Below are 20,229 nucleotides of genomic sequence, written 5' to 3'. Positions count from 1 at the left end.
TGTCGTCCGTCATGCTCGCCGGCATGCACCTGCTGCTCTCCGGGATCGTCGGCTCGGTCGCGTACGGGCTGGCCGGGCCGGGCTCCGACGTCGACCGGATCGGCGTCTTCGCCGCGCCCACCGTCGCGTTCCACGGTCTGCACCCGCCCCGCGAGTCGGTGGTGACCACCGACCCCGACGTCACCCTGCACGAGGCGGCGAAGTGGTGCCGCCTGGCGATGAGCGGCAACCCGACCGCCACCGAGCTGGCCTGGTTGCCGGAGGACTGCTATGAGACCCGTACGGAGTTCGGCGACCGGTTGGTCGCCATCCGCTCGGCGTTCCTCAGCGCGCCCCGCGTCCGCGACGCCTACCTGGGCTACGCCGGCCAGCAGTTCCGCAAGCTCGAGTCCCGGGGCGACGGGACGTTCTCCGCCGACACCCGGCGGCGCACCGCCAAGCACGCCCGGCACCTGGCCCGGCTGGTGCACCAGGGCCGGCTGCTCTACGCCACCGGCGTGCTGGAGATCCGGCTCGCCGACCCGCAGTGGTTCCGCAGCTTCGGCGAGCGGGTGGCCGGCGGCGCGTTGGACGAGGCCCGGACGCTGATCGCCGAGGCGGAGCGGGACTTCGACCGCGTCCGCACCCCGCTGCCGGACCGCCCGGACGAGGCGACCGTGGAGCGCTGGCTGCTCGACGTGCGCGCCGCCCACCTGCCACCGGCGGCCGCCACGCCCTGACCTCCCCCGGCCGATCCGGGGTGCGGACGTGCCCCTGGCGGGGCCGTGCGGGGGTGGGTCACTGCACGTCGAACTCGTTGCCCTCCGGGTCGGCCATGGTGGTGTGCACGCTGCCGAAGTCGGCCACCTCGCGCAGCACGGTGGCGCCGAGCCCCTCCAGCCGCTTCACCGTCGCCTCCCGCTCGGCGGGGCCGACGTGCAGGTCGACGTGGAGCCGGTTCTTGACCTGCTTGCGCTCGGGCACCTGGTGGAACAGCAGCCGGCGGCCCAGCCCGGTGCCGCTGGCCGGGTCGACCGGGTCGTCGGGGTGCCGGACGGCGGCCAACTGCCGCCACGCCTTGCGCCCGTCGATGTCGAGGTACGCCTCCGGCCCGATCGCGCCGCCGCCGAGCAGGCGCTCGATCAGCCCGCTGTTGTCCTCGATCTCGTAGCCGAGGGCCGCCGCCCAGAACCGGGCCTGCGCGTTCGGGTCGGCGCAGTCGACGACGAGCTTCCACTCCACGGCCATGGCGTCCTCCTCGGTCTCCGGCGACCGCCCTCACGACCACCGATGTAACCAGTTATAGTGGTTACATGACCGACGGCGCAAGCGGACTCACCCTGACCAGCCCCGAAGGGACCCGCTACCTCTTCGACCCCGGTGCGCTCTGCCTGGAACTCCTCACCACCGGCGGCCCGGGCCCGCTGGCCCGCTACGAGGTGCTGCACCGGCCCCGCGACCTCGCCGACTGGCTGGCGCTGTCCCGGCTGCGCCTCGACCCGGCCCGGATCGAGGTGGCCGCCGACGAACTGGTGGCCGCCCGCCGGCTACGGGACGCGCTGTGGCGGCTGGTCTGCGTACGCACCGGGGCCCGGCCGCCGGCCGGCGACCCGGCCACCTTCGACGCGACCCCCGACGACCTCGCCAGCCTCAACCGGGCGGCGGCCGGCATGCCGCTGGCGCCGCAACTCGCCCCGGACGGGGCGCGCGCCTGGGCGCTGCCGGCCACCGGCGGACAGCCGCTGGCCAGCATCGCCCGGGACGCGGTGGACCTGTTCACCGGCCCGTACCGCGACCGCATCCGCGAGTGCGCCACGCACGACTGCTACCTCGTCTTCGTGGACACCTCGCGCCCCGGCCGGCGACGCTGGTGCGCGATGGAGCGCTGCGGCAACCGGCACAAGGTCCGCTCGCTGCGCGCCCGCCGCGCCGAGTAAATCCGTTGCCCGGCGGCCGCGGGCCCCTGTTAGGGTTCCGGCACGCCCTCGTCGAGGAAAGGGAGGTGAGCGCCGTGTCCACGACATCGCTGTGCTCCCGCCCGGCCACGAGGGCACCACGGTTCTGAGCCGGGGGCACGAAACCCGGAAGGACCTCATGACCGACCTGGTCATCCGCCCGCTCACCGCGGGCGAGGAAGCACTGTTCGACTCCCTGCCCCACACCAGGCTGGTGGGGCGCGCCGCCTTCGGCGACAACTACTCCGACATGGCCGCCGACGGTCAGTACCGTCCCGAGTGGAGCTGGGTCGCCCTGCGCGCCGGCACCGTGGTGGCCCGCGCCGCCTGGTGGGGTGGGCCGGACGACGAGTCTCCGCTGGCCCTCGACTGGCTCGACTTCACCGACCACGAGGCCGCGGTCCGGCTGCTGCGCGCCGCGCCGCTGCGGGCCGAGTACTCTCTCTCGCTGCCATCCGGCTGGCGGGACGACCCGGCCGTCCGGGCGGAGGCGCAGGCCCGCATCGACGCGGCGACCGCCGCCGGCATGTCCCCGCTGGTCGCGCGGTACCGGTACCGGTGGACGCGGGAGCACGGGCTGCCCGCCCGGCCCGGCCGGTTGGAGTTCCGCCCGGAACCCGACGACGCCGTGATCCTCGACGTGCTGCGCCGCATCGGCGAGGGAAGTCTCGACGCCCACACCCGCCGCGCCGCCGCCGAGCACGGGCCGGAAGCGGCGGCGCGGGAGGAGCTCGACCTGTTGCGCTGGCTGCCGAGCCCGCGCGACTGGTGGCGGCTGGCCTGGACGCCGGCCGGTGAACTGGTCGGCGTCACCGTGCCGGCCCGCAACCACAGCGATCCGGTCGTCGGCTTCGTCGGCGTGGTGCCCGAGCAGCGCGGGCACGGCTACGCGTACGACCTGCTGGTCGAGGCCACCCACCTGCTCGTCGAGGCGGGAGTGACCGAGATCGTGGCGGCCACCGACCAGACGAACCATCCGATGGCCGCCGCCTTCGCCCGGGCGGGCTACCCGATCGAGCGGGAACGCATCGATCTCGTGTGACGGCCCGGCTCCCGGCGTCGACGACCGGCGCCGGGAGCCACCCGGTTCAGTCGGCCAGCCGTACGCGGACCCGACGGTTGGCCCGCCCCTTGCTCTCCACCTTGACCACCTGCACCTTGCCGATCTGCGCGGTGGAGGCGACGTGCGTGCCGCCGTCGGCCTGGACGTCCAGCCCGACGATGTCGACGATCCGCACCTCCTGCTCCTCCGGCGGGATCAGGTTCGACTGGGTACGGATGATGTCGGGCAGGGCGAGCGCCTCCGCCCGGGGCAGCACCCGCACGGCCACCGCCCGGTCGGCGGCCACCTCGGCGTTGACCAGCTCCTCGATGCGGCTCTTGAAGTCCGACGGCACCTCGGGCAGGTTGAAGTCCATCCTGGCCTCGCCCGGCTCCATGTTGCCGCCCGTGACGAGCGCGCCGAAGTCGCGGAACACCACCCCGCAGAGCACGTGCAGCCCGGAGTGGGTCCGCATCAGCCGGGTGCGCCGGTCGTCCTCGACCGCGCCGGTGACCGCCGTTCCCGCCGGCGGCAGCGGGTCGCCCTCGGCCGGGATCAGCCAGAGGTCGTCGCCCTTGCGGGTGCCGACGATCCGGGTCTGCACCCCCTGCCAGAGCAGTACGCCGTGGTCCGGCGGCTGTCCGCCGCCGCCCGGATAGAACGCCGACCGGTCCAGCACGATGCCCTGCTCGGGATCGGCGTGCAGCACCGTGCACTCCCACTCCCGCAGCGTCGGATCGGCGAGGTCCAACCGGTGCGTACGACCGTGGTGTGTGACGCCCATGTCAGGGCACGTTACTCGTTCAGGAAGGCGGATATCCGGCTTCGCAGGTCGGCGCGTTCCGTCCAGAGGACGCCGGGCCGGTCGTACACGTGCAGGGTGGCCCGGGGCAGCGCGGCCGCGAGCTGCTCGGCGACCTCGACCGGGTGCAGGTCGTCGCCGGCGCAACCGATCACCAGGGCCGGCGCGGCGACCGCGGCCAGCGAGCCGGCGTCGTCCAGGGGCGCCTGCTCGGGCAGGCTCGCCAACCCGGGGGCGAGCCCGTCGCGCAGGAGCTGGTCGAGGCGCTGGCGCAGGTAGGCCCAGCCGGCCGGGGTGTTGCGTACGGCGGACGGCAGCTCGGCCTGGACCACGTCGGCCACGGCGGAGGCGTCGCCGCTCTCCACGGCCTCGAACAGCGCGGTCAGCCGGGCCCGGGCGACCTCGCCGCGCGGCCGGTCGAGCGCCGCGGGCAGGAAGACGACGAGTCGCTCGAAGCGTTCGGGGCTCTCGGCGAGCAGCCGGCAGAGCGCGCCCGCGCCGAGGCTGGCGCCGAAGGCCCGGGTGGCGCCGCCGAGGTCGGCGACCGCGCGCAGGTCGCGGGCGAGGTCCAGGTAGCTCCAGGGGCCGGGTGGCGCGTCGGAGCGGCCGTGCCCGCGGAACTGGAAGAACAGCTTGCGGCCCGTCACGCCGCTGCCGAACGGCCGGGTGGTCGCGATGCCGTTGCCCAGCCCGTGGGCGAACACCGTGACCGGGTCACCCGTGCCGGTGACGAGCTGTTCCAGGCGTACGCCGTGCGGCGTGGCGACCAGCTCGGTGTCCGGCTCCGGCAGGGCCGGTCGGCCGGTACGCGGGGCGCCCGGGCCCGGCCCCCAGGTGCGGGGCCCGCCGTCCGGCGGCGGAGGCCAGCGGAAACCCCTCACCAGAACCCTTTGCCGTCGCTCAGGTCGCGCAGCCCCACCCGGACGTCGAGCAGGTAGATCAGGCCGGCGGCGATGCCGATGAGCCCGAAGAGACTGATCGGGCCGAAGCCGAGCAGGGTCAGCACCAGGCAGACGGCGAGGATGCCGATCCAGCCGCCCTTGGGCAGGGTGCCGATGGCGGAGAAGGCGTCGGAACGCTGCGTGATGGCGTGCACCAGGGCGATGCCCTGCACGACCAACGCGAAGACGAGCAGGATCAGCTCGACCACGTAGCGAACATCGAAGGCGAAGAGCGGCGCGGCGTAGGCCATGCCGGCAAGCTTATGCCGGTGACCCCGGATACGTCCGACAGGACGCATCCGGGGTCACCGGCGGAACGAACTACTCGGCGGCCGGGCGGGTCCGCTTGGTGGCCCGGGGCAGCTTCGCCGACGGGGTGGCGGCCGGCTTGGCGGCGGCCTTGGTGGCCTTGGTCGTCGCCTTCTTCGCGGCGGCCGGCTTGGCCTCCAGCACCTCGGCCACGTCGGCCGGGGTCGGCACCTCCTCGGCGACGGCCTGGGTGGGCACGTCGGCGGTGACGGAGCGCACGGTGGCCGGCTTCGCGGCGGCCCCGGCCGGCTCGGTCTCGGCCTCGGTCGCCTCGATGTCGGCGTTCACGGTCTCGGCGGCCTCCAGCACGCCGGCCCCGACGACCCGCTCGCCCCGGGCGACCAGCGCGACGTACGCGGCCTGCGCCCGCTCCTGCGCGGCCTGGGCGCCGGCGACCACCACGGCGGCGTTGCGGGTCGCCACCGCCCGGAGCCGGTCGAGGTCCGCGATCTCGCGCAGCCGCTCGAGGTCGGCGACCTCGCGCAGCTTGTTCAGGTCGGCGGCCTCGCGGAGGCGCTTCAGGTCCAGCTCGGTCGGGACGGCCTTCTCCCGCAGGCTGCCGGCGGTCAGGTTCGCCGTCCGCAGCGTGTCGTTGGCCTTCTGGCGCAGCTCGACGCCGGTGACGACGGCCTTGCCGCCCAGGTCGGCGACGACCTTGGTGCCGAGGTCGGTCACCACGGCGGGGAGCTTGCGCAGCTGCTGGAGGGCGAGCTCGCCCGCGCCCGCGGCGGCGTAGATCGGGGCCGGGATGCGGCTGGTCTTCGGCTGGGTCATCACTTCTCCTCTTCGGCCGCGTCGGCGGCCTTCCGGGCCGCGTCGCGGGCGGCCTTCTTCTCGGGGGTGTCGGTCGGAGCGGGGGCGGGGCCGGCCTCGGTGACGGCGACCGACTCCAGAACGGCCTCGGTCGGGGTGCCCTCCGGTGTGGTGGGGCCCGTGGCGGCGAGGTTGGCCAGGTCGGGCGCCGCCTCGACGGGATCCGGCGTGCCCGCGCCGGAAGTGGCGTCGGGCCCGGCGGGGGGCGTGGTGCCGGTGGCCGCCGCGGTCGCCTCGGCGAGCCGGGCGTTCTCCCGGCGGAACGTCTCGTAGATCTGGGTGAGCGACTGCTTCTGCGCCATCGTCAGGTCGGGATCGACGGAGATGGCCGCGAGCACGCCCTGGCCCTCCTTGTCGTCGAGCAGCCCGGCCCGCAGGTACATCGCCGGGGTGGAGACGCGCAGCGCGCTGGCGAGCTGCTGGAGCACCTCGGCGCTCGGCTTGCGCAGGCCGCGCTCGATCTGACTGAGGTACGGGTTGCTGACCCCCGCCTGCTCGGCGAGCTGTCGGAGCGAGATCTTCGCGTTGCGGCGCAGGTCGCGAATGAACCCGCCGACGTCGGGAAGGTCCTTACCAGTGGCCATGGCCCGACGCTAACGCGCCCTGCTAGCTGCTGCAAGCAAAATGCTAACCAGAGTTAGCGAAGTCTCATCCGCACCCGCCCCAGGGTCAGGAGTCCGCGCGCCCGGGCCCGTCACCGACGGCGTGCGCGCCCTCGTCGCCGGCGGTCGCGCCGGCCCCGCTCCGGGCCTGCGCGGCGGGATCGGGCGCGACCTCGCGTTCGAGCTCTTCGGCGTCGGCCTTGCTCAGGCCGGTCGCGCGGAGGGTGTTCACGGCGATGATCTTGATCTGGGCGGCGACGTTCGTGCCGTTCAGGCGCAGTCCGCCGGTGAGGGCGTCGTGGGCGAGCCGGATGGCGCTGAGCGCGGCACGCCGGGAACCGGTGGGTTGGCGGCGGCTGGGAGCGAAACTGTGATGCACCTGGGCGACGGCTGTGGACAGGTCGCGGAGCGCGCGTTCGAGGGTGTCGGGTAGCGGTTCGTCGTGGCGGATCGCCGTCTCCAGGGCCACCATGAGCGGACGACTCTGCACGAGCGACCGCATCATCAGGCCGGCGCCCCGCTGCCAGCCCTGCAACGCGGAGCGGTTGTGCCGCCGTATCGGCGAGATCCGCACGACCTCGTCGGCCGCGCCGAGGATCGTTTCGACGTCCGTCAGGTCCGCGGCGCGCAGCCGGTCGAGCGACACCTTCGCCAGTCGGGCGTCCCTGGCGGCCAGCGCGTCGGCGGCGTTGCCGATCTCCTGTGCGAGCAGTGCCAACAGGGGCTCCGCGGCCTTCTTCAGCCGATGGATCGGGTGCAACGGCAGAAGGATCAGCGACACGAGGACGCCGACCCCGCCTCCGACGACCCCGTCGATGAAGCGTGGCAGGGCCAGGTCGTTGGAGGCGGGAGCCAGCACGGCGACGACCATCGCGCTACCGCCGGCCTGAGTGATGAAGCCGCCCTCGCCGCCGCTGAGGACCACGGCCAGCAGGATGGAGACGGCGACGATCACCCCGATCTGCACGTGGCCACTGCCGACGGCGGCGACGAGCAGGTCGCCCACGGTGATCCCGACCGCCACCCCGGCCACCAGGAACAGCGTGCGACGGAGGCGGTGGCCGACGGAGCTGGCGACCGCGCCCACCGCAACGGCAGGCGCGAAGACCGGCTGGGGATTGTCGAGCAGGTCGTTGGCGATCCACCAGGCGAGCGCGGCGGCGACACCGGTCTGGACGGCGAGCAGGAGACTCAGCCGCAGCTTCACCAGCCGGTCGCGGGCCGTCTGTGGGCTGGACCGCCGCAGGGACATCAGCGCCATGTCGACCCGGTCGTCCGGGCCACGCCGGGCCGGATCACCCGTGGTTCGCTCCGGCCCCCGCATGCCCGCAACTACCCCGCCGCCGGTCGGACAAACGCCGGGACGTCCGCACGGCGGCGGTGCGGATCGCGCACCGCCGCGTCGACGGACGGCGATGCGCCGGGCGGGAAGGCGCCCGCCTTCTCCTCCGCGCGGTTGCGTCCCGGGTCGCCCGGTGCGTACCTTTCCGCAGTGACCAAGATCGAGGTGAACGGCGCCCTGCTCGCGTACGACGACACCGGCAGCGGCACACCCGTCGTCCTGCTGCACGCCGGCATCGCCGACCGCCGGATGTGGCGGGAGCAGGTCGGCCCGCTGGCCGCGCGGCACCGGGTGATCGCCCTCGACCTGCGCGGCTACGGGGACTCCGAGCTGCCGCCGGCCCCGTTCGCCCACCACGACGACGTGGCCGGGCTGCTCGACGCGCTCGACATCCCCCGGGCCGCCCTGGTCGGCTGCTCGTTCGGCGGCGCCGTGGCGATCGACACCGCGCTGGCCCACCCGGAGCGGGTCACCGCGCTCGCACTCCTCGGCACCGCCGCCTCGGGCCACGAATGGTCGGAGGAGGCGAACGACCTCTGGGACAGCCTGGTCGGGGAGGTCGACCCGGAGGACTTCGCCGCCAGCGCCGCCGGCGAGGTGCGGTTCTGGGTGGTCGGCCCGGGCCGCGAGCCCGCCGACGTCGACCCGGAACTGCTCGCCTTCGCCCGCGAGATGGACCAGCGGGCGCTCGCCGCGGAGCTGGCGCTCAGCGCGGTCGACGTCGCCGAACTCGACCCGCCCGCGATCGGCCGCCTCCACGAGCTGCGGATGCCCCTCCTGGTCGGTGCCGGCGGCGCGGACGTGCCCGACATCAGCCGGCTCGCCGACCGGATCGCCGCCGAGGCGCCCGACGCGACCCGACTGCCCGACGTGCCCGACGCCGGCCACCTGATGCCGCTGGAGCGCCCCGCCCCGGTCAACGCCGCCCTGCTCGACTTCCTCCCCTGACACGGGCCGCCCGACGCCCCGGCCGAACGGGCACCTCACCGGTGCCGACGGCCCCGGGCGCCGGGCGGGGTGGCTACCAGAGGGGCCGGACGGCGCCGACCGGCAGGCCGCCGCCGAAGAGCGGCAGCTCGGCGTACTCGGTCAGCACCGGCGCGTCCAGCCCGAGGCGGCGCAGGGCGGAGACCAGCACCGGCATCCGGGCGCGGCCCGCGCCGTCGTCGATCTTTAGGGCGACCGCGCCGACTTCGGGCACCGCCACGGCCATGACCCCCTCGGCCCCCACCTTGGCGAGCAGCCCGGGCACCCCGCGCATGAGCCGGCTGTCCTCGGCCCGGGTGCCGCCGACCAGGTCCGGGTGGGCGCGCATCGCGTCGGCCACCGTCCGCGGCACGGAACCCGGCTCCGCCGAGACGAGCCGGAGGTACGCCCCGGCGAGCCCGGTCAGCGATACGGCGAGCACCGGGGCGCCGCAGCCGTCCACCCCGACCGCCGCGGCCGACTCGCCGGTGAACTCCTCCACCGCGTCCCGCAGCCGCTGCTGCAACGGGTGTTCCGGACGCCAGTACCCGTCGAGCGGCCAGCCGGCGGCCAGGCAGGTCAGCAGCATCCCGCTGTGCTTGCCGGAGCAGTTCATCTGCGTACGGGTGGGTCCGCCGCCGGCCCGCAGCACGGCCGTCCGGGCCTCGTCGCCCACGGGCAGGTCCGGCGGGCAGTGCAGGGCCGACTCGTCCAGCCCGGCGCGGGCCAGCAGCGCCCCGACCCGGGCCAGGTGGAAGTCCTCACCGGCGTGGCTGGCCGAGACCAGCGCCACGTCGGCGGGGTCGGTCAGCGCCAGCCCGGCGCGGAGCATCCCGACCGCCTGCATCGGCTTGTTGGACGAGCGCGGGAAGACCGGGGAGGTCACGTCCCCGGCGCCGGCCACCGTCGCACCGGAGGCGTCGAGCACCACCACCGAACCCCGGTGCACGCCCTCGACGAACCCCGACCGGACCACCTCGGCGAGCGGCGCGCCGCCCTCGTACGTCTTTCCCACAGGGTGGACGGTACCGGCACCGCCGACCGGGCCCGGCGGGCGGGTGAGCAGGCCGTCGACGAGCCGGTGTACAGCAGCGCCGGCCCAGGCCGCCGCTTACCGGCCGGCGGCGGGCACGCCGAGCAGACCGCGCGCCTCGGCGGTGGTCAGCGGCGGCCGCTGGGCGAGCTGGGCGAAGCCGACCGCCCGGGCGACGAGCTGCATGTTGGACTCGACCGGGCGGCCCTTGGCGTAGGTCACCGTGTCCTCCATGCCGACCCGCAGGTGCCCGCCGGCCGAGAGCGAGGCCAGCATGACCGGGATGGTGCTGCGGCCGATGCCGGTGGCCGAGAAGGTGGTGCCCTCGGGCAGGTCGCGCAGCGCCTGGTGGGCGGCGACCAGCGTGGCCGTGTTGCCCGGCATGCCGCCCGGCACGCCCATCACGAAGTCGACGTGCACGTGCCCGCCGGCCGGCAGGCCGTACTTGCCGAGCAGCCGTTGCAGGGCCGTCAGGTGGCCGAGGTCGAAGATCTCGTACTCGGGCACGATGCCGCGCTCCTGCATCCGGGTGTGCAGGTCGACGATGAACTCCCACCGGTTGAGGAAGACGTCGTCGCCGAAGTTGAGCGTGCCCATGGTGCAGGAGGCCATGTCCGGCCCGGCGTCGAGCACGGCGAGCCGGTCGGCCTCCGGGTCGGTCACCGCACCGCCCGAGGAGAGCTGCACGATCAGGTCCGTGCCCTCCCGCAGCGCCGCCACGGTCTCCCGCAGCCGCCCCTGGTCCAGGGTGGGCTTCGCCTCGTCGTCGCGGATGTGGACGTGGATCACGGCGGCGCCGAGCGCCTCGCACTCCTTGGCGGTGAGCAGCAGCTCGTCGAGCGTCACCGGCAGGGCCGGCACCTCGGCCTTGGCCGACTCCGCGCCAGTGGGGGCAACCGTGATCAACGTCCCTGTCGTCATGCCCGGATCCTAGACCGAGGCCGGCGAGCCAGTCGACCGGAACTTTTCCGGCCTCAGCCCCGCGGAGCAGAGATTCTTTCGCCGACGGGCGGTCAGGCCGGATCGATCGCGGCGGCGGTCTCGCCGATGAGGAGGCGGGCGTCGTCGGCGACGTTGCGCTTGACCACGGCCAGGGCGACCTGGCCCAGCTCGTGGTGGTGCACGGCCGTGCCGACGAAGCCGACCGCCCGGCCGTCGAGGGTCACCGGCGTGCCGGCGACCGGCGGCTGGTCGGTGGTCACCCCGTCCAGGTGCAGCAGTACGAGCCGACGCGGCGGTCGGCCCATGTTGTGCACCCGGGCCACGGTCTCCTGGCCCCGGTAGCAGCCCTTGTCCAGATGCACGGCCGGGGCGACCAGGTCCACCTCGGCCGGGATCGTCCGGTGGTCGGTGTCCACCCCGACCCGGGCCCGCCGGGCGGCCACCCGCACCGCCTCGTACGCCCACAGGCCGGCGACCGGCACCCCGTTGCCCCGCAGCTCGATGACCACCTGCTCCATCGCGGCCCGGGGCACCAGCAGGTCCACGCCGAGCGGGCCCCGGCGGGCCCAGCCGCCCACGGGCAGCGGGCGCACGTCGTACAGCGCGGTCGGCCGTGGCGGCAGCTCGCCGGAGCGGAACTTCGGGCCCGGCACCGCGACCACGTCGGGCGCGGCCAGCCCGGTCGCGCCGAGCGTCTCCACCGCGGCGGGCGCCTCCGGCCCGACCAGGGAGAGCAGCGCATGCTCGGGCGTCACGTCGCGCGGCTCGACCTTGCTGAAGAACCGCATCCGCTCCAGGTACGCCAGCAGGCCCGCGGTGGCGCCCGGCTCGGTGTCGAGCCAGGTGGTGACGCCGTCCTCGGCGACCATGGCGTGCTGTTCGACGTGCCCGTGCGGGGAGAGCACCAGCAGCTCGGTGCCCTGGCCGGCACCGAGCTGCGCCAGGTGCTGGCTGGTGAGGGTGTGCAGCCAGCCGATCCGCTCCTCGCCCGGCACCGCGACGACGCCCCGGTGCGACCGGTCGACCAGGCCGACCGCCGTGTCGAGGGTGCGCTGCTCGCGCATCGGGTCGCCGTAGTGCGCCGCCACGCCCCGCACGCCGGCCGCCGCGTGCGCCGGCTCGGGCTGGTCCCGGCTGGCCTCGTCGATGCTCTCGACGCTCACCGCACCCGCGATGTCGATCATTTCCGGTCCCCGTTCTCGCAGCGGACGCAGACGCCGAAGAACGAGACGTGGCCGATGTCCACCCGGAACCCGCGCTGGCTCGCCAACTGCTCGGCCAGCGGGCGCAGCAGCTCCGGATCGATCTCATCGATCGCGCCGCAGTCCCGGCAGACAAGGTGGACGTGCTGGTCCTCACCGGCCGCGTGGTAGGTCGGCGAGCCGTGCGAGAGATGGGTGTGGGTGACCAGGCCGAGCCGTTCCAGCAGCTCCAGCGTGCGGTAGATGGTGGTGATGTTGACCCCCGCGGCCACTTCCCGGACGGCGGTGTGCACCTGCTCCGGGGTGGCGTGCCCCAACTCCAGCACGGCCTGGAGGATCAACTGCCGTTGCGCCGTCAGCCGGAGCCCACGGGCGCGGAGCATTTCCGCGAGGGAGGATTCGGACACCGTCCGATCATAGTTCGCCCCGCCCACGCGCCGCCGGTGTCGACCGGTCCGCCGCTAGGCTCGGCGGTCATGGTGGCGTCGAGGATCGCCGTGCCGGGGCGCGGGCTGGTGCCGCCCGGGGAGCCGGTGCTGCGCGGCGACGACCGGGGCGTGCTGCACGGCGACGGGCTCTTCGAGACGATGCACCTGCGCGACGGGCGGCCGTGGCTGCGCGACGCGCACCTGGCCCGGCTCGCCCGGGCGGCGGCGGCCGTCGAGCTGGCGCTGCCCGCCGCCGACGTGCTGGTCGAACTGCTGGACGCCGTGCGCGCCGGCTGGCCCGCCGAGGTGGAGGGGGCGCTGCGGCTGGTCTGCACCCGGGGCCCGGAGGGCGGCGGCCCACCCACCGGCTACGCCACGCTGGGCGAGGTGCCGGCGGCGGCCCGGGCGGCGCGCCGGGACGGGATCACCGTGGCGACCCTGCCGCTCGGCGTCGCGGCGCGGGCCCGCGCCGAACTCGACTGGCTGCCGGTCGGCGTCAAGTCCACCTCGTACGCGGTGAGCACCGCCGCCCGCCGCTGGGTCGCCCGTGCCGGCGTGGACGACGCGCTCTGGGTCTCCTCTGACGGGTACGCGCTGGAGGGGCCCACGGCCAACCTGATCTGGCTGACCGGCGACACCCTCTGCACCGTGCCCGCCGCCGAGACCGGCATCCTGCCGGGCGTGACCGCCGGCTGGCTCCTCGGCCACGCCCACGAGCTGGGCCTGCGCGCCGAGGAGCGCCTGGTCACCCCGGCCGAGCTGCGTACCGCCGACGGCGTCTGGCTCAGCTCGTCCGTCCGTGGCCTCGCGGAGATCCGCACCCTGGACGCCGTCCCGCTGCGCCGCTGCGCGCGTACCCCCGCCCTCCAGGCGCTCCTGGGCTTTCCCCGCCCGTGACCCCGGGGAGGGTCAGCCGGCCACCCGGGTGAGGCGGGCGGAGAGATGGGGGGAGAGGGGATGGCCCACGGCCGCCATCTCCTGGGCGTAGAGCAGGGCGCCCTCGACGATGCCGAAGAGGCGGTGACCGGCGGTGACCTCCTTGGCGGTCGCCGTGCGGACCACCGCGTCGGTGACGAACTCGATCTGTGTGCCCTTGCGCTTGCCGATGTGCAGCTCCATCACCCCGGTGGGCACGGTCATCAGCGCTTCCAGCTCGTCGGTGGCCCGGTCGCCGTCCATCACCGGCCGCCACCAGCCGACCTCGCGACCCGCCGGGCGGACCGGGCGGCTCTGCTCGTCGAGGATCCAGGCGCGGGACTCGTAGAACAGGAACGGCCGGCCGTCGTGGCTGATCCGGATCTCCTGCGCGAAGTCGAAGTCCTCGATGGTGGGGAAGCCGCCCCGCCCCCGGCCGCGCCACACCCCGACGTACGGCAGCAGGCCGTCGAGCGTGGGGTGCAGCTTCGGGCCGACGCGCAGGTCGTGGCTCTCCTCGTAGGGGTACGGGTCGACCGGCGGCGCGTTCAGCCACGGCGGTGGCTGCAGGGGGTTCTCGTCGCTCACCAGGCCACCTTCGTTCGCGACTGCGGGGCTCGCAGACCCGGCTCACTCCTCGCGCTCACCAGCGTCCTCTCGATATGCGTACGGCCAGGTAGACCAGGCCACCGGCGAGCGCGCCCAGGCCGGCGACCAGCAGGCTGACGAACCCGATCTCGGTAACCATCGTGACCATCCTATGCTGGGCCCCATGGCCCGCACTCTCGTCGTCAAGGCCACCGCCGGCGCGGACGCCCCGGAGCGGTGCGCCCAGGCATTCACCGTCGCCGCCACCGCAGCCGCCGCCGGCCTGCACGTGTCGCTCTGGCTGACCGGGGAGTCGACCTGGTTCGCGCTGCCCGGCCGCGCGCAGGAGTTCGAGCTGCCGCACTCGGCCCCGCTCGCCGAGCTGCTGCACGTGATCCTGACCACCGGCACGGTGACCGCCTGCACGCAGTGCGCCGCCCGGCGGGACATCGGGCCGGACGACGTGCTGCCGGGCGTCCGCATCGCCGGCGCCGCGGTCTTCGTCGAGGAGGCGACGGCCGAAGGGGCCCAGGCCCTGGTCTACTGACCGCCGCCCACTGATACCGGCCCGACAGGTCAGGCGAATGCCTACGATTCGGGTGTGACCGAGGCGACGGAGCGATTCTTCGAATCACTGCCGGCGCGCGCCCCCGAGGTGCTGGTCAGTCCGGTCAGCGGGACGATGCAGATCGACCTCGCGGAGGACGGCCAGACGGTGCACTGGCTGGTGCACCTCCGCCCGGGCGAGGTCGAGGTCAGCCGCAACCGGGGCCCCGCCGACGCGATCTGGTACACCAGCGTGGACCTGTTCGACCGGCTCGTCACCGGCCGGGCCCAGGCGATCTCGTCGGTGCTGCGCAACGAGAGCAGCTTCAGCGGCGACGTCGTGCTCTTCCTGCTGTTCCACCGGTTCTTCCCCGACCCGCCCGGCACCCGGGACCCCCGCACGGTCGCCCGTGAACAGGCCGGGCGACTGCGGTGAAGCAACTGGTCAGCATCCTGGACGGCAACACCTTCCTGGTCAGCGACAACCGCGGCGACATCGAGCCGTCCCTCGACTTCCCGACCGGGCTCTTCTCGTTCGACACCCGGCACCTGTCCACCTGGCTGCTGACCCTCGACGGCGAACGGCTGCACGCCCTCTCCGTCGACACGGCGGAGTCCTTCCGCACCCGGTTCTTCCTCGTCCCCGGCGAGCCGACGCACTACCTGGACGCGAAGGTCTCGATGATCCGGAGCCGGGCCATCGGCGGCAGCTTCGAGGAGGAACTGACGCTGCTGAACCACTCCGGGGAGGAGGTGGAGTTCGTCGTCCACCTCGACATGGCCGCCGACTTCGCGGACCTGTTCGAGATCAAGCACGTCCGACACAAACAGGGCCACACCACCGCCACCGTCGGCGACAACGAGCTGCGGCTGGCCTACCGCCGGGAGCGGTTCCACCGGGAGACGGTCATCAGCACCAGCGCGCCCGCGCAGATCGAGGTCTCCGGCATGACCTACCGGGTCCGGGTCGGCCCGCGCGGCGAGTGGACGACCCGGCTGCACGTGTCGACCGTCGTCTACGGCGCGCGCGGCGAGGACATCCGGGCCAACCTGCCGCAGTACGGAGGCAGTCGCGGCCCGGACGCGATCCGGGCCGAGCAGGACGAACTCGTCGCCCGGGCGCCGAAGCTCGGCTGCGACTGCCAGCCGCTGGCCGGGGCGTACCGGCAGAGCCTCAACGACCTGGCGGCGCTGCGCTACGAGTCGATCACCCTCGGCGTGCGCCTGCTGGCCGCCGGCCTGCCGTGGTTCATGACCCTGTTCGGCCGGGACAGCATCATCACCTCACTCCAGCTGGTGCCCTTCCTGCCGGAGCTGATCCCGCCGACCCTCATGATGCTGGCCGGCCTCCAGGGGCACCGGATCGACGACTTCCGGGACGAGGAGCCGGGCAAGATCCTGCACGAGCTGCGCTACGGCGAGACGGCGGGCTTCGAGGAACAGCCCCACTCGCCGTACTACGGCTCGGCCGACTCGACGCCGCTGTTCGTCATCCTGCTCGACGAGTACGAGCGGTGGACCGGCAACGACAAGCTGGTACGGGGCCTGGAGGCCCAGGCCCGGGCCGCCCTCGCCTGGATCGACACGTACGGGGACCTGCTCGGCACCGGCTACCTCTGGTACCAGACCCGCAACCCGGACAGCGGGTTGGCGAACCAGTGCTGGAAGGACTCCTGGGACGCGATCTCGTACCGCGACGGCCGGTTCCCCGGCTTCCCCCGCGCCACCTGCGAACTTCAGGGCTACGCGTACGACGCGAAGATCCGCGGGGCCCGACTGGCCCGCGAATTCTGGGGCGACCCCGCGTACGCCGACCGGCTGGAGCGGGAGGCGGCGGAGCTGAAGATGCGGTTCAACCGGGACTTCTGGATCCCGGAGCGGGAGTACTACGCGCTCGCCCTGGACGCCGACGGCCGGCAGGTGGACGCCCTCACCTCTAACATCGGGCACCTGCTGTGGAGCGGCATCGTCGACGAGTCGCGGGCCGGCCGGATCGCCGAGCACCTGCTGGGGCCGCGGCTCTACTCCGGTTGGGGCGTCCGGACCCTCGCCGACGACCAGGGGCGGTACAATCCCGTCGGCTATCACGTCGGGACGGTGTGGCCGTTCGACAACTCGATCATCGCCTGGGGGCTGTGGCGGTACGGGTTCCGCAAGGAGGCCGGGCAGATCTGCGACGCGATGCTGGCCGCGTCCCGGTTCTTCGACGGGCGGCTGCCGGAGGCCTTCGCCGGCTACGAGCGGGCCCTCACCGAGTATCCGGTGGAGTACCCCACCGCGTGCAGCCCGCAGGCCTGGTCGGCCGGCACGCCGCTGTTGCTGCTCCGGGTGATGCTGGGGCTGGAGCCGCAGGGCGACCACCTGATCATCGACCCCGCCGTGCCCGAGGGGATGGGGCGGATCGAGCTGCTCGACATCCCCGGCCGCTGGGGCCGGGTCGACGCCCTGGGCCGCAGCCGCACCCCGCACGACCATCCGCGCAGCCGCTGACCCCTTCTCAGGCGGGGCAGCCGGTGTTGACCGAGACGACGACCTGGTCGCCCGAGAGGTCGGCGACGACCATGGCGGCGCCGCGCCGGTAGGCGTACGCCTGCGCGGTGTCCAGCATCGGGACGCGGGCCACGGAGGCGAGCGCGTCGGCCGGCGACGGCGGGGCCGGGATGGCGGCGACGCGGGCGGTGCGGGCCGTGCCGCCGGTGGGGCACGGCGCGACGACCACCTCGGCGGCCGACCCGGGCGGGCCGCCGAGCGCCCGCAGCGCCGCGGCCAGGGCCTCGGCCTCGGCGCCGTCGGCGCCGACCGCCGGCGCGGTGTAGCCGTCGCCGACCGGCCGGCAGCCCGTGTCTGCGGTCAGCCGGACGAGGCCGTCCGCCGCGACCCCGCCGGAGACGGTGACGAACTCGCCCGCGTCGGCGCGCAGCCGGGGGCCGTCCTCCGCCGTCACCCGGACCCCGGCCCGCCAGCCCTCGGGGAGTCGGTCGGCGACCCGCTCCAGCAGCGACCGCTCCAGGCCGCTGGGAACGAACACGTCCACCCCGCGGGTCAGGGTGGCGCCGTCGGCGAACGGGGTGACGCGGCAGCCCCGGTCGACCTCGGGCGGGGTCAGCACGGCGGTGTCGCCGGCCGCCGCGACCAGTGCGCCGACCGCGCGGTCGACGAGCGGGCCGGCCTCGGTCAGGGTGCGCTGCTCCCGGACCGTCGGCGGATCGTTGCGCACCGACGTCCAGGTCAGCGCCGCCAGCAGCACCGCCCACGCCACCGTGGCGGCGAGCAGCCAGCGCCACCGCCGCCCGGAGGACGCCGGCCGACCGGTCCCGGTTGGCGGGGCCTGCCCCGCCGCTTCCACGCCGTTCACGGGGGCCATCGTGTCACGCCGGTCGGCCGGGCCCGGAGACGGTCGTGGCCCGCCACCTGTGCAGGGGACGGGCCACGAACCGAGCCGGGGCGTGGGGGGTCAGGAGGCGACCGTGACGGCGACCTCGTTGATGCCGCGCGCGGCGGTCACGGCGGTGTCGCCGTTGCCGTGCCGGGAGAGCGCCCGCAGGGTCCAGGCACCCGGCGCGGCGAAGAACCGGAACTGGCCGGCCGGCGAGGTCACCACCTCGGCGGTGAACTCGCCGGTCGAGTCGAGCAGCCGGACGTACGCGCCCGGGACGGCCTCGCCCGCGTCGGACCGGACGACGCCGGTGATCACGGTTTCCTTCTCCAGGTCCAGGCTCGCGGGCAGCGGGGCGGCCTGGTCGGGGGCTGCGCAGCCGGCAGCGGTGGGTGCGGTCATGACTCAGGCCTCCCCGGGCTCGTCGCCGAGCGCGACCGGCACGCCGACCAGCGAGCCGTACTCGGTCCAGGATCCGTCGTAGTTCTTCACGTTGCGGTGGCCGAGCAGCTCCTGGAGCACGAACCACGAGTGCGAGGAGCGCTCGCCGATCCGGCAGTACGCGATGGTCTCGCGGCTGTCGTCCAGCCCGGCGTCGGCGTAGATCTTGCGCAGCTCGTCGTCGGACTTGAAGGTGCCGTCCTCGTTGGCCGCCTTGGACCACGGCACGCTGATCGCCGTGGGGATGTGTCCGGCCCGCTGCGCCTGCTCCTGCGGCAGGTGGGCGGGGGCGAGCAGCCGGCCGGCGAACTCGTCGGGGCTGCGCACGTCGACCAGGTTCTTGGTGCCGATGGCGGCCACGACCTCGTCGCGGAAGGCCCGGATCGAGGTGTCCGGCTCCTGCGCCACGTACTGCGTCGCCGGGCGGGTCACCGCGTCGGTGACCAGCGGACGGGCGTCGAGCTCCCACTTCTTGCGACCGCCGTCGAGCAGCTTCACGTCGCGGTGGCCGTAGAGCTTGAAGTACCAGTACGCGTACGCGGCGAACCAGTTGTTGTTGCCGCCGTAGAGGATGACGGTGTCGTCGTTGCTGATGCCCCGCTCGGAGAGCAGCGCCTCGAACTGGCTCTTGTTGACGAAGTCCCGGCGCACCTGGTCCTGGAGGTCGGTCTTCCAGTCCAGCTTGATCGCGCCGGCGATGTGGCCGGTGTCGTAGGCCGAGGTGTCCTCGTCGACCTCGACGAAGACGACGCCCGGGGCGTCGAGGTTCTTCTCGGCCCATTCGGCCGAGACGAGTGCGGTGTCGCGACTCATCAGATCACTCCCTGGTGAGGATGAATGGTGAACCAGCACGAGGGCATCGAAAGTCATGACGATCGCACCACGCGCGGGATCCACCGTATGGACGGATCACGGGTTCGTGCGACGGCGCCGCTGCCGGGCGTTGAAAGAGAGCACGGAGACGAAAAAAGCCCCTGCGTGCCGGTGGCCGCTAGGCGGCCGAGGACAGCCCCGCCGTCAGATGACGGGGCGACACAGGCAGGTGGCCACGCGGCACAGGTCGACCGCGCGCCGTTTGGTGAGGAGCGTCCCCATGAGCAGGGAGCCTACCAGCCGGGGGGCGGGGCACCAGCGGGCCGACCAGCATCCGGGACGCGCGGGGCGGGCACCCGCCCCGCGCCCGTCGGATCAGCCGGCGGCGGAGTTGATCGGCACGTTCCTGGCGTCCGCGGTGACGGCCAGCCCCTCGGGCAGCGGCCGGACCTCCCGGACAGCGAGCTGGAACGGCAGCTCGGGCAGGGGCACGTCGATGGAGATGCTGCGGGCGTAGTTGTTCAGCAGCGTCCGGGCCAGCGGCAGGTTCGGCAGGCCGTCGGCGTTCAGGTCGTTGAAGCGCAGCGCCACCTGCCCCTCCTTGCCGACCGTGATCTCGGCGGTGCCGGTCACGGTGAGCCGCTGACCGAGGATGTCGACCGGGGCGGTGACGGCCAGCCGGCCGTTCTGCTCGCCGAGGGTCAGCCCCGGCCGGTCGAGCAGCTTGGCGAGGCTGTCGTAGCTGATGGTGCCCGTCCCGTCGACCGTCTCGGCGACCACGTCACCCTGCCCCGAACGGATGGTGTCGAGCGAGGCGCGCACGTTGCGGGCGTCCACGTCGAGCTTCGGCAGCGCGACCGCGTCGCCCCGCACCGAGCCCTGCACGTCGCGCAGCGCGATGGAGATGCGCTCGTAGCGGCCGTCGAGCACCTGGGTGAGGAACGGGACCCCGCCGACCTCCACCTCCGGCGGCGAGGACTGTGCCCCCTGCTTGGCGATCTCCTGCCGGACCTGGTCGGCGATGGCCCGCTCGGCCACCCCGACGGCGATCCGGTCGGCTGCCACGATCAGGCCGCCCAGGACCAGCAGCAGCACGACGAGCGTGATGAGCACCTTGCGCCCGCGTCGCCGGGGCCGCTCCTCGTACGTGTCGTCGTGCGCCACGCCGCCTCCTGTCGTCAGTGCCGAGGGTGC

General features: G+C 74.1%; 26 protein-coding genes. 8 read left to right on the top strand and 18 right to left on the bottom strand.

Going from position 1 to position 20,229, the window contains the following annotated elements:
• The first annotated feature begins 23 nt into the window (after positions 1 to 23).
• Entirely contained in the window at positions 24 to 719 is a 696-nt protein-coding gene (locus ACLQ22_RS04530) for a nucleotidyltransferase domain-containing protein (protein ID WP_425691470.1), read from the top strand.
• A 58-nt stretch (positions 720 to 777) separates the two neighbouring features.
• Here the strand turns inward: ACLQ22_RS04530 and ACLQ22_RS04525 are convergent, their stop codons facing one another.
• The gene (locus tag ACLQ22_RS04525) at positions 778 to 1,227 is read right to left on the bottom strand and encodes a VOC family protein (protein WP_425691195.1); all 450 of its coding nucleotides are present in this window, start codon (positions 1,225 to 1,227) and stop codon (positions 778 to 780) included.
• A gap of 65 nt (positions 1,228 to 1,292) precedes the next feature.
• On the opposite strand from ACLQ22_RS04525, the gene ACLQ22_RS04520 reads away from it, so the two are divergent.
• Together ACLQ22_RS04520 and ACLQ22_RS04515 are read left to right on the top strand one after the other, a co-directional pair.
• The gene (locus tag ACLQ22_RS04520) at positions 1,293 to 1,916 is read left to right on the top strand and encodes a CGNR zinc finger domain-containing protein (RefSeq protein WP_425691194.1); all 624 of its coding nucleotides are present in this window, start codon (positions 1,293 to 1,295) and stop codon (positions 1,914 to 1,916) included.
• A gap of 157 nt (positions 1,917 to 2,073) precedes the next feature.
• The gene (locus ACLQ22_RS04515; protein ID WP_327029680.1) at positions 2,074 to 2,976 is read left to right on the top strand and encodes a GNAT family N-acetyltransferase; all 903 of its coding nucleotides are present in this window, start codon (positions 2,074 to 2,076) and stop codon (positions 2,974 to 2,976) included.
• A 46-nt stretch (positions 2,977 to 3,022) separates the two neighbouring features.
• On the opposite strand, the gene ACLQ22_RS04510 is transcribed toward ACLQ22_RS04515, so the two are convergent.
• The 6 genes from ACLQ22_RS04510 to ACLQ22_RS04485 form a co-directional block, all read right to left on the bottom strand.
• Positions 3,023 to 3,760 carry an alanyl-tRNA editing protein gene (locus ACLQ22_RS04510; protein WP_366639993.1) on the bottom strand — a complete coding sequence of 246 codons (738 nt, stop codon included), beginning with the start codon at positions 3,758 to 3,760 and terminating at the stop codon, positions 3,023 to 3,025.
• Positions 3,761 to 3,771: 11 nt separating this feature from the next.
• Entirely contained in the window at positions 3,772 to 4,659 is an 888-nt protein-coding gene (locus ACLQ22_RS04505) for an alpha/beta fold hydrolase (RefSeq protein WP_366639995.1), read from the bottom strand.
• Positions 4,656 to 4,970, bottom strand: coding sequence for a DUF2516 family protein (locus ACLQ22_RS04500; protein ID WP_425691193.1), 315 nt, complete (start codon positions 4,968 to 4,970; stop codon positions 4,656 to 4,658). The genes ACLQ22_RS04505 and ACLQ22_RS04500 overlap by 4 nt, the downstream gene beginning before the upstream one ends.
• Before the next feature lie 70 nt (positions 4,971 to 5,040).
• Positions 5,041 to 5,805, bottom strand: a complete 765-nt coding sequence (locus ACLQ22_RS04495) for a hypothetical protein (protein WP_425691192.1) — start codon at positions 5,803 to 5,805, stop codon at positions 5,041 to 5,043.
• The gene (locus tag ACLQ22_RS04490; protein WP_425691191.1) at positions 5,802 to 6,425 is read right to left on the bottom strand and encodes a helix-turn-helix domain-containing protein; all 624 of its coding nucleotides are present in this window, start codon (positions 6,423 to 6,425) and stop codon (positions 5,802 to 5,804) included. Before ACLQ22_RS04490 ends, ACLQ22_RS04495 begins: the two co-directional genes overlap by 4 nt.
• A gap of 85 nt (positions 6,426 to 6,510) precedes the next feature.
• Positions 6,511 to 7,767 carry an FUSC family protein gene (locus ACLQ22_RS04485; protein ID WP_425691190.1) on the bottom strand — a complete coding sequence of 419 codons (1,257 nt, stop codon included), beginning with the start codon at positions 7,765 to 7,767 and terminating at the stop codon, positions 6,511 to 6,513.
• A 168-nt stretch (positions 7,768 to 7,935) separates the two neighbouring features.
• On the opposite strand from ACLQ22_RS04485, the gene ACLQ22_RS04480 reads away from it, so the two are divergent.
• On the top strand, positions 7,936 to 8,733 hold the full coding sequence (locus ACLQ22_RS04480) for an alpha/beta fold hydrolase (RefSeq protein WP_425691189.1): 798 nt from the start codon (positions 7,936 to 7,938) through the stop codon (positions 8,731 to 8,733).
• A gap of 73 nt (positions 8,734 to 8,806) precedes the next feature.
• On the opposite strand, the gene ACLQ22_RS04475 is transcribed toward ACLQ22_RS04480, so the two are convergent.
• The 4 genes from ACLQ22_RS04475 to ACLQ22_RS04460 all read right to left on the bottom strand — a co-directional run bounded on the left by ACLQ22_RS04475 (position 8,807) and on the right by ACLQ22_RS04460 (position 12,335).
• Entirely contained in the window at positions 8,807 to 9,766 is a 960-nt protein-coding gene (locus ACLQ22_RS04475; RefSeq protein ID WP_425691188.1) for an asparaginase, read from the bottom strand.
• Between the two features lie 96 nt (positions 9,767 to 9,862).
• Positions 9,863 to 10,705, bottom strand: coding sequence for a 3-keto-5-aminohexanoate cleavage protein (locus tag ACLQ22_RS04470; RefSeq protein WP_425691187.1), 843 nt, complete (start codon positions 10,703 to 10,705; stop codon positions 9,863 to 9,865).
• A gap of 92 nt (positions 10,706 to 10,797) precedes the next feature.
• Entirely contained in the window at positions 10,798 to 11,910 is a 1,113-nt protein-coding gene (locus ACLQ22_RS04465) for a YgfZ/GcvT domain-containing protein (protein WP_425691186.1), read from the bottom strand.
• Positions 11,907 to 12,335 carry a Fur family transcriptional regulator gene (locus ACLQ22_RS04460; RefSeq protein WP_121400030.1) on the bottom strand — a complete coding sequence of 143 codons (429 nt, stop codon included), beginning with the start codon at positions 12,333 to 12,335 and terminating at the stop codon, positions 11,907 to 11,909. The genes ACLQ22_RS04465 and ACLQ22_RS04460 overlap by 4 nt, the downstream gene beginning before the upstream one ends.
• A gap of 69 nt (positions 12,336 to 12,404) precedes the next feature.
• On the opposite strand from ACLQ22_RS04460, the gene ACLQ22_RS04455 reads away from it, so the two are divergent.
• Positions 12,405 to 13,253, top strand: a complete 849-nt coding sequence (locus ACLQ22_RS04455) for an aminotransferase class IV (protein ID WP_425691185.1) — start codon at positions 12,405 to 12,407, stop codon at positions 13,251 to 13,253.
• Positions 13,254 to 13,265: 12 nt separating this feature from the next.
• Here ACLQ22_RS04455 and ACLQ22_RS04450 read toward each other — a convergent pair whose 3' ends face one another.
• Positions 13,266 to 13,859 (bottom strand): FABP family protein, encoded by a 594-nt coding sequence (locus ACLQ22_RS04450; protein ID WP_121400032.1) that lies wholly within the window; start codon positions 13,857 to 13,859, stop codon positions 13,266 to 13,268.
• Positions 13,860 to 13,914: 55 nt separating this feature from the next.
• A complete protein-coding gene (gene mtfM, locus ACLQ22_RS04445) occupies positions 13,915 to 14,019 on the bottom strand; it encodes a small membrane protein MtfM (protein ID WP_267897534.1) in 105 nt (34 codons plus the stop codon).
• A gap of 12 nt (positions 14,020 to 14,031) precedes the next feature.
• On the opposite strand from mtfM, the gene ACLQ22_RS04440 reads away from it, so the two are divergent.
• From ACLQ22_RS04440 to ACLQ22_RS04430, 3 genes are read left to right on the top strand one after another with little or no spacing between them, the layout of a single operon-like run.
• Complete coding sequence (locus tag ACLQ22_RS04440; protein WP_121400033.1) at positions 14,032 to 14,406, top strand: DsrE family protein; 375 nt, start codon at positions 14,032 to 14,034, stop codon at positions 14,404 to 14,406.
• Positions 14,407 to 14,460: 54 nt separating this feature from the next.
• Positions 14,461 to 14,841: an SCP2 sterol-binding domain-containing protein gene (locus ACLQ22_RS04435; RefSeq protein WP_425691184.1), complete on the top strand. Its 381-nt coding sequence runs from the start codon at positions 14,461 to 14,463 to the stop codon at positions 14,839 to 14,841.
• Entirely contained in the window at positions 14,838 to 16,895 is a 2,058-nt protein-coding gene (locus ACLQ22_RS04430) for a glycogen debranching N-terminal domain-containing protein (RefSeq protein WP_425691183.1), read from the top strand. The genes ACLQ22_RS04435 and ACLQ22_RS04430 overlap by 4 nt, the downstream gene beginning before the upstream one ends.
• Before the next feature lie 7 nt (positions 16,896 to 16,902).
• Here the strand turns inward: ACLQ22_RS04430 and ACLQ22_RS04425 are convergent, their stop codons facing one another.
• The 5 genes from ACLQ22_RS04425 to ACLQ22_RS04405 all read right to left on the bottom strand — a co-directional run bounded on the left by ACLQ22_RS04425 (position 16,903) and on the right by ACLQ22_RS04405 (position 20,199).
• On the bottom strand, positions 16,903 to 17,769 hold the full coding sequence (locus ACLQ22_RS04425) for a hypothetical protein (RefSeq protein WP_425691182.1): 867 nt from the start codon (positions 17,767 to 17,769) through the stop codon (positions 16,903 to 16,905).
• Positions 17,770 to 17,859: 90 nt separating this feature from the next.
• Positions 17,860 to 18,183, bottom strand: a complete 324-nt coding sequence (locus tag ACLQ22_RS04420) for a DUF1416 domain-containing protein (RefSeq protein WP_132230747.1) — start codon at positions 18,181 to 18,183, stop codon at positions 17,860 to 17,862.
• A gap of 3 nt (positions 18,184 to 18,186) precedes the next feature.
• Complete coding sequence (locus ACLQ22_RS04415) at positions 18,187 to 19,035, bottom strand: sulfurtransferase (RefSeq protein ID WP_357874982.1); 849 nt, start codon at positions 19,033 to 19,035, stop codon at positions 18,187 to 18,189.
• 204 nt (positions 19,036 to 19,239) lie between these two features.
• Positions 19,240 to 19,317, bottom strand: a complete 78-nt coding sequence (locus ACLQ22_RS04410) for an Ms5788A family Cys-rich leader peptide (RefSeq protein ID WP_311202345.1) — start codon at positions 19,315 to 19,317, stop codon at positions 19,240 to 19,242.
• Between the two features lie 93 nt (positions 19,318 to 19,410).
• A complete protein-coding gene (locus ACLQ22_RS04405) occupies positions 19,411 to 20,199 on the bottom strand; it encodes a DUF2993 domain-containing protein (protein ID WP_425691181.1) in 789 nt (262 codons plus the stop codon).
• Positions 20,200 to 20,229 lie beyond the last annotated feature (30 nt).

It is taken from the genome of Micromonospora sp. DT178, from assembly GCF_049841695.1.
Lineage (GTDB): Bacteria > Actinomycetota > Actinomycetes > Mycobacteriales > Micromonosporaceae > Micromonospora.
This window is presented reverse-complemented; position numbering and strand designations above follow the sequence as displayed.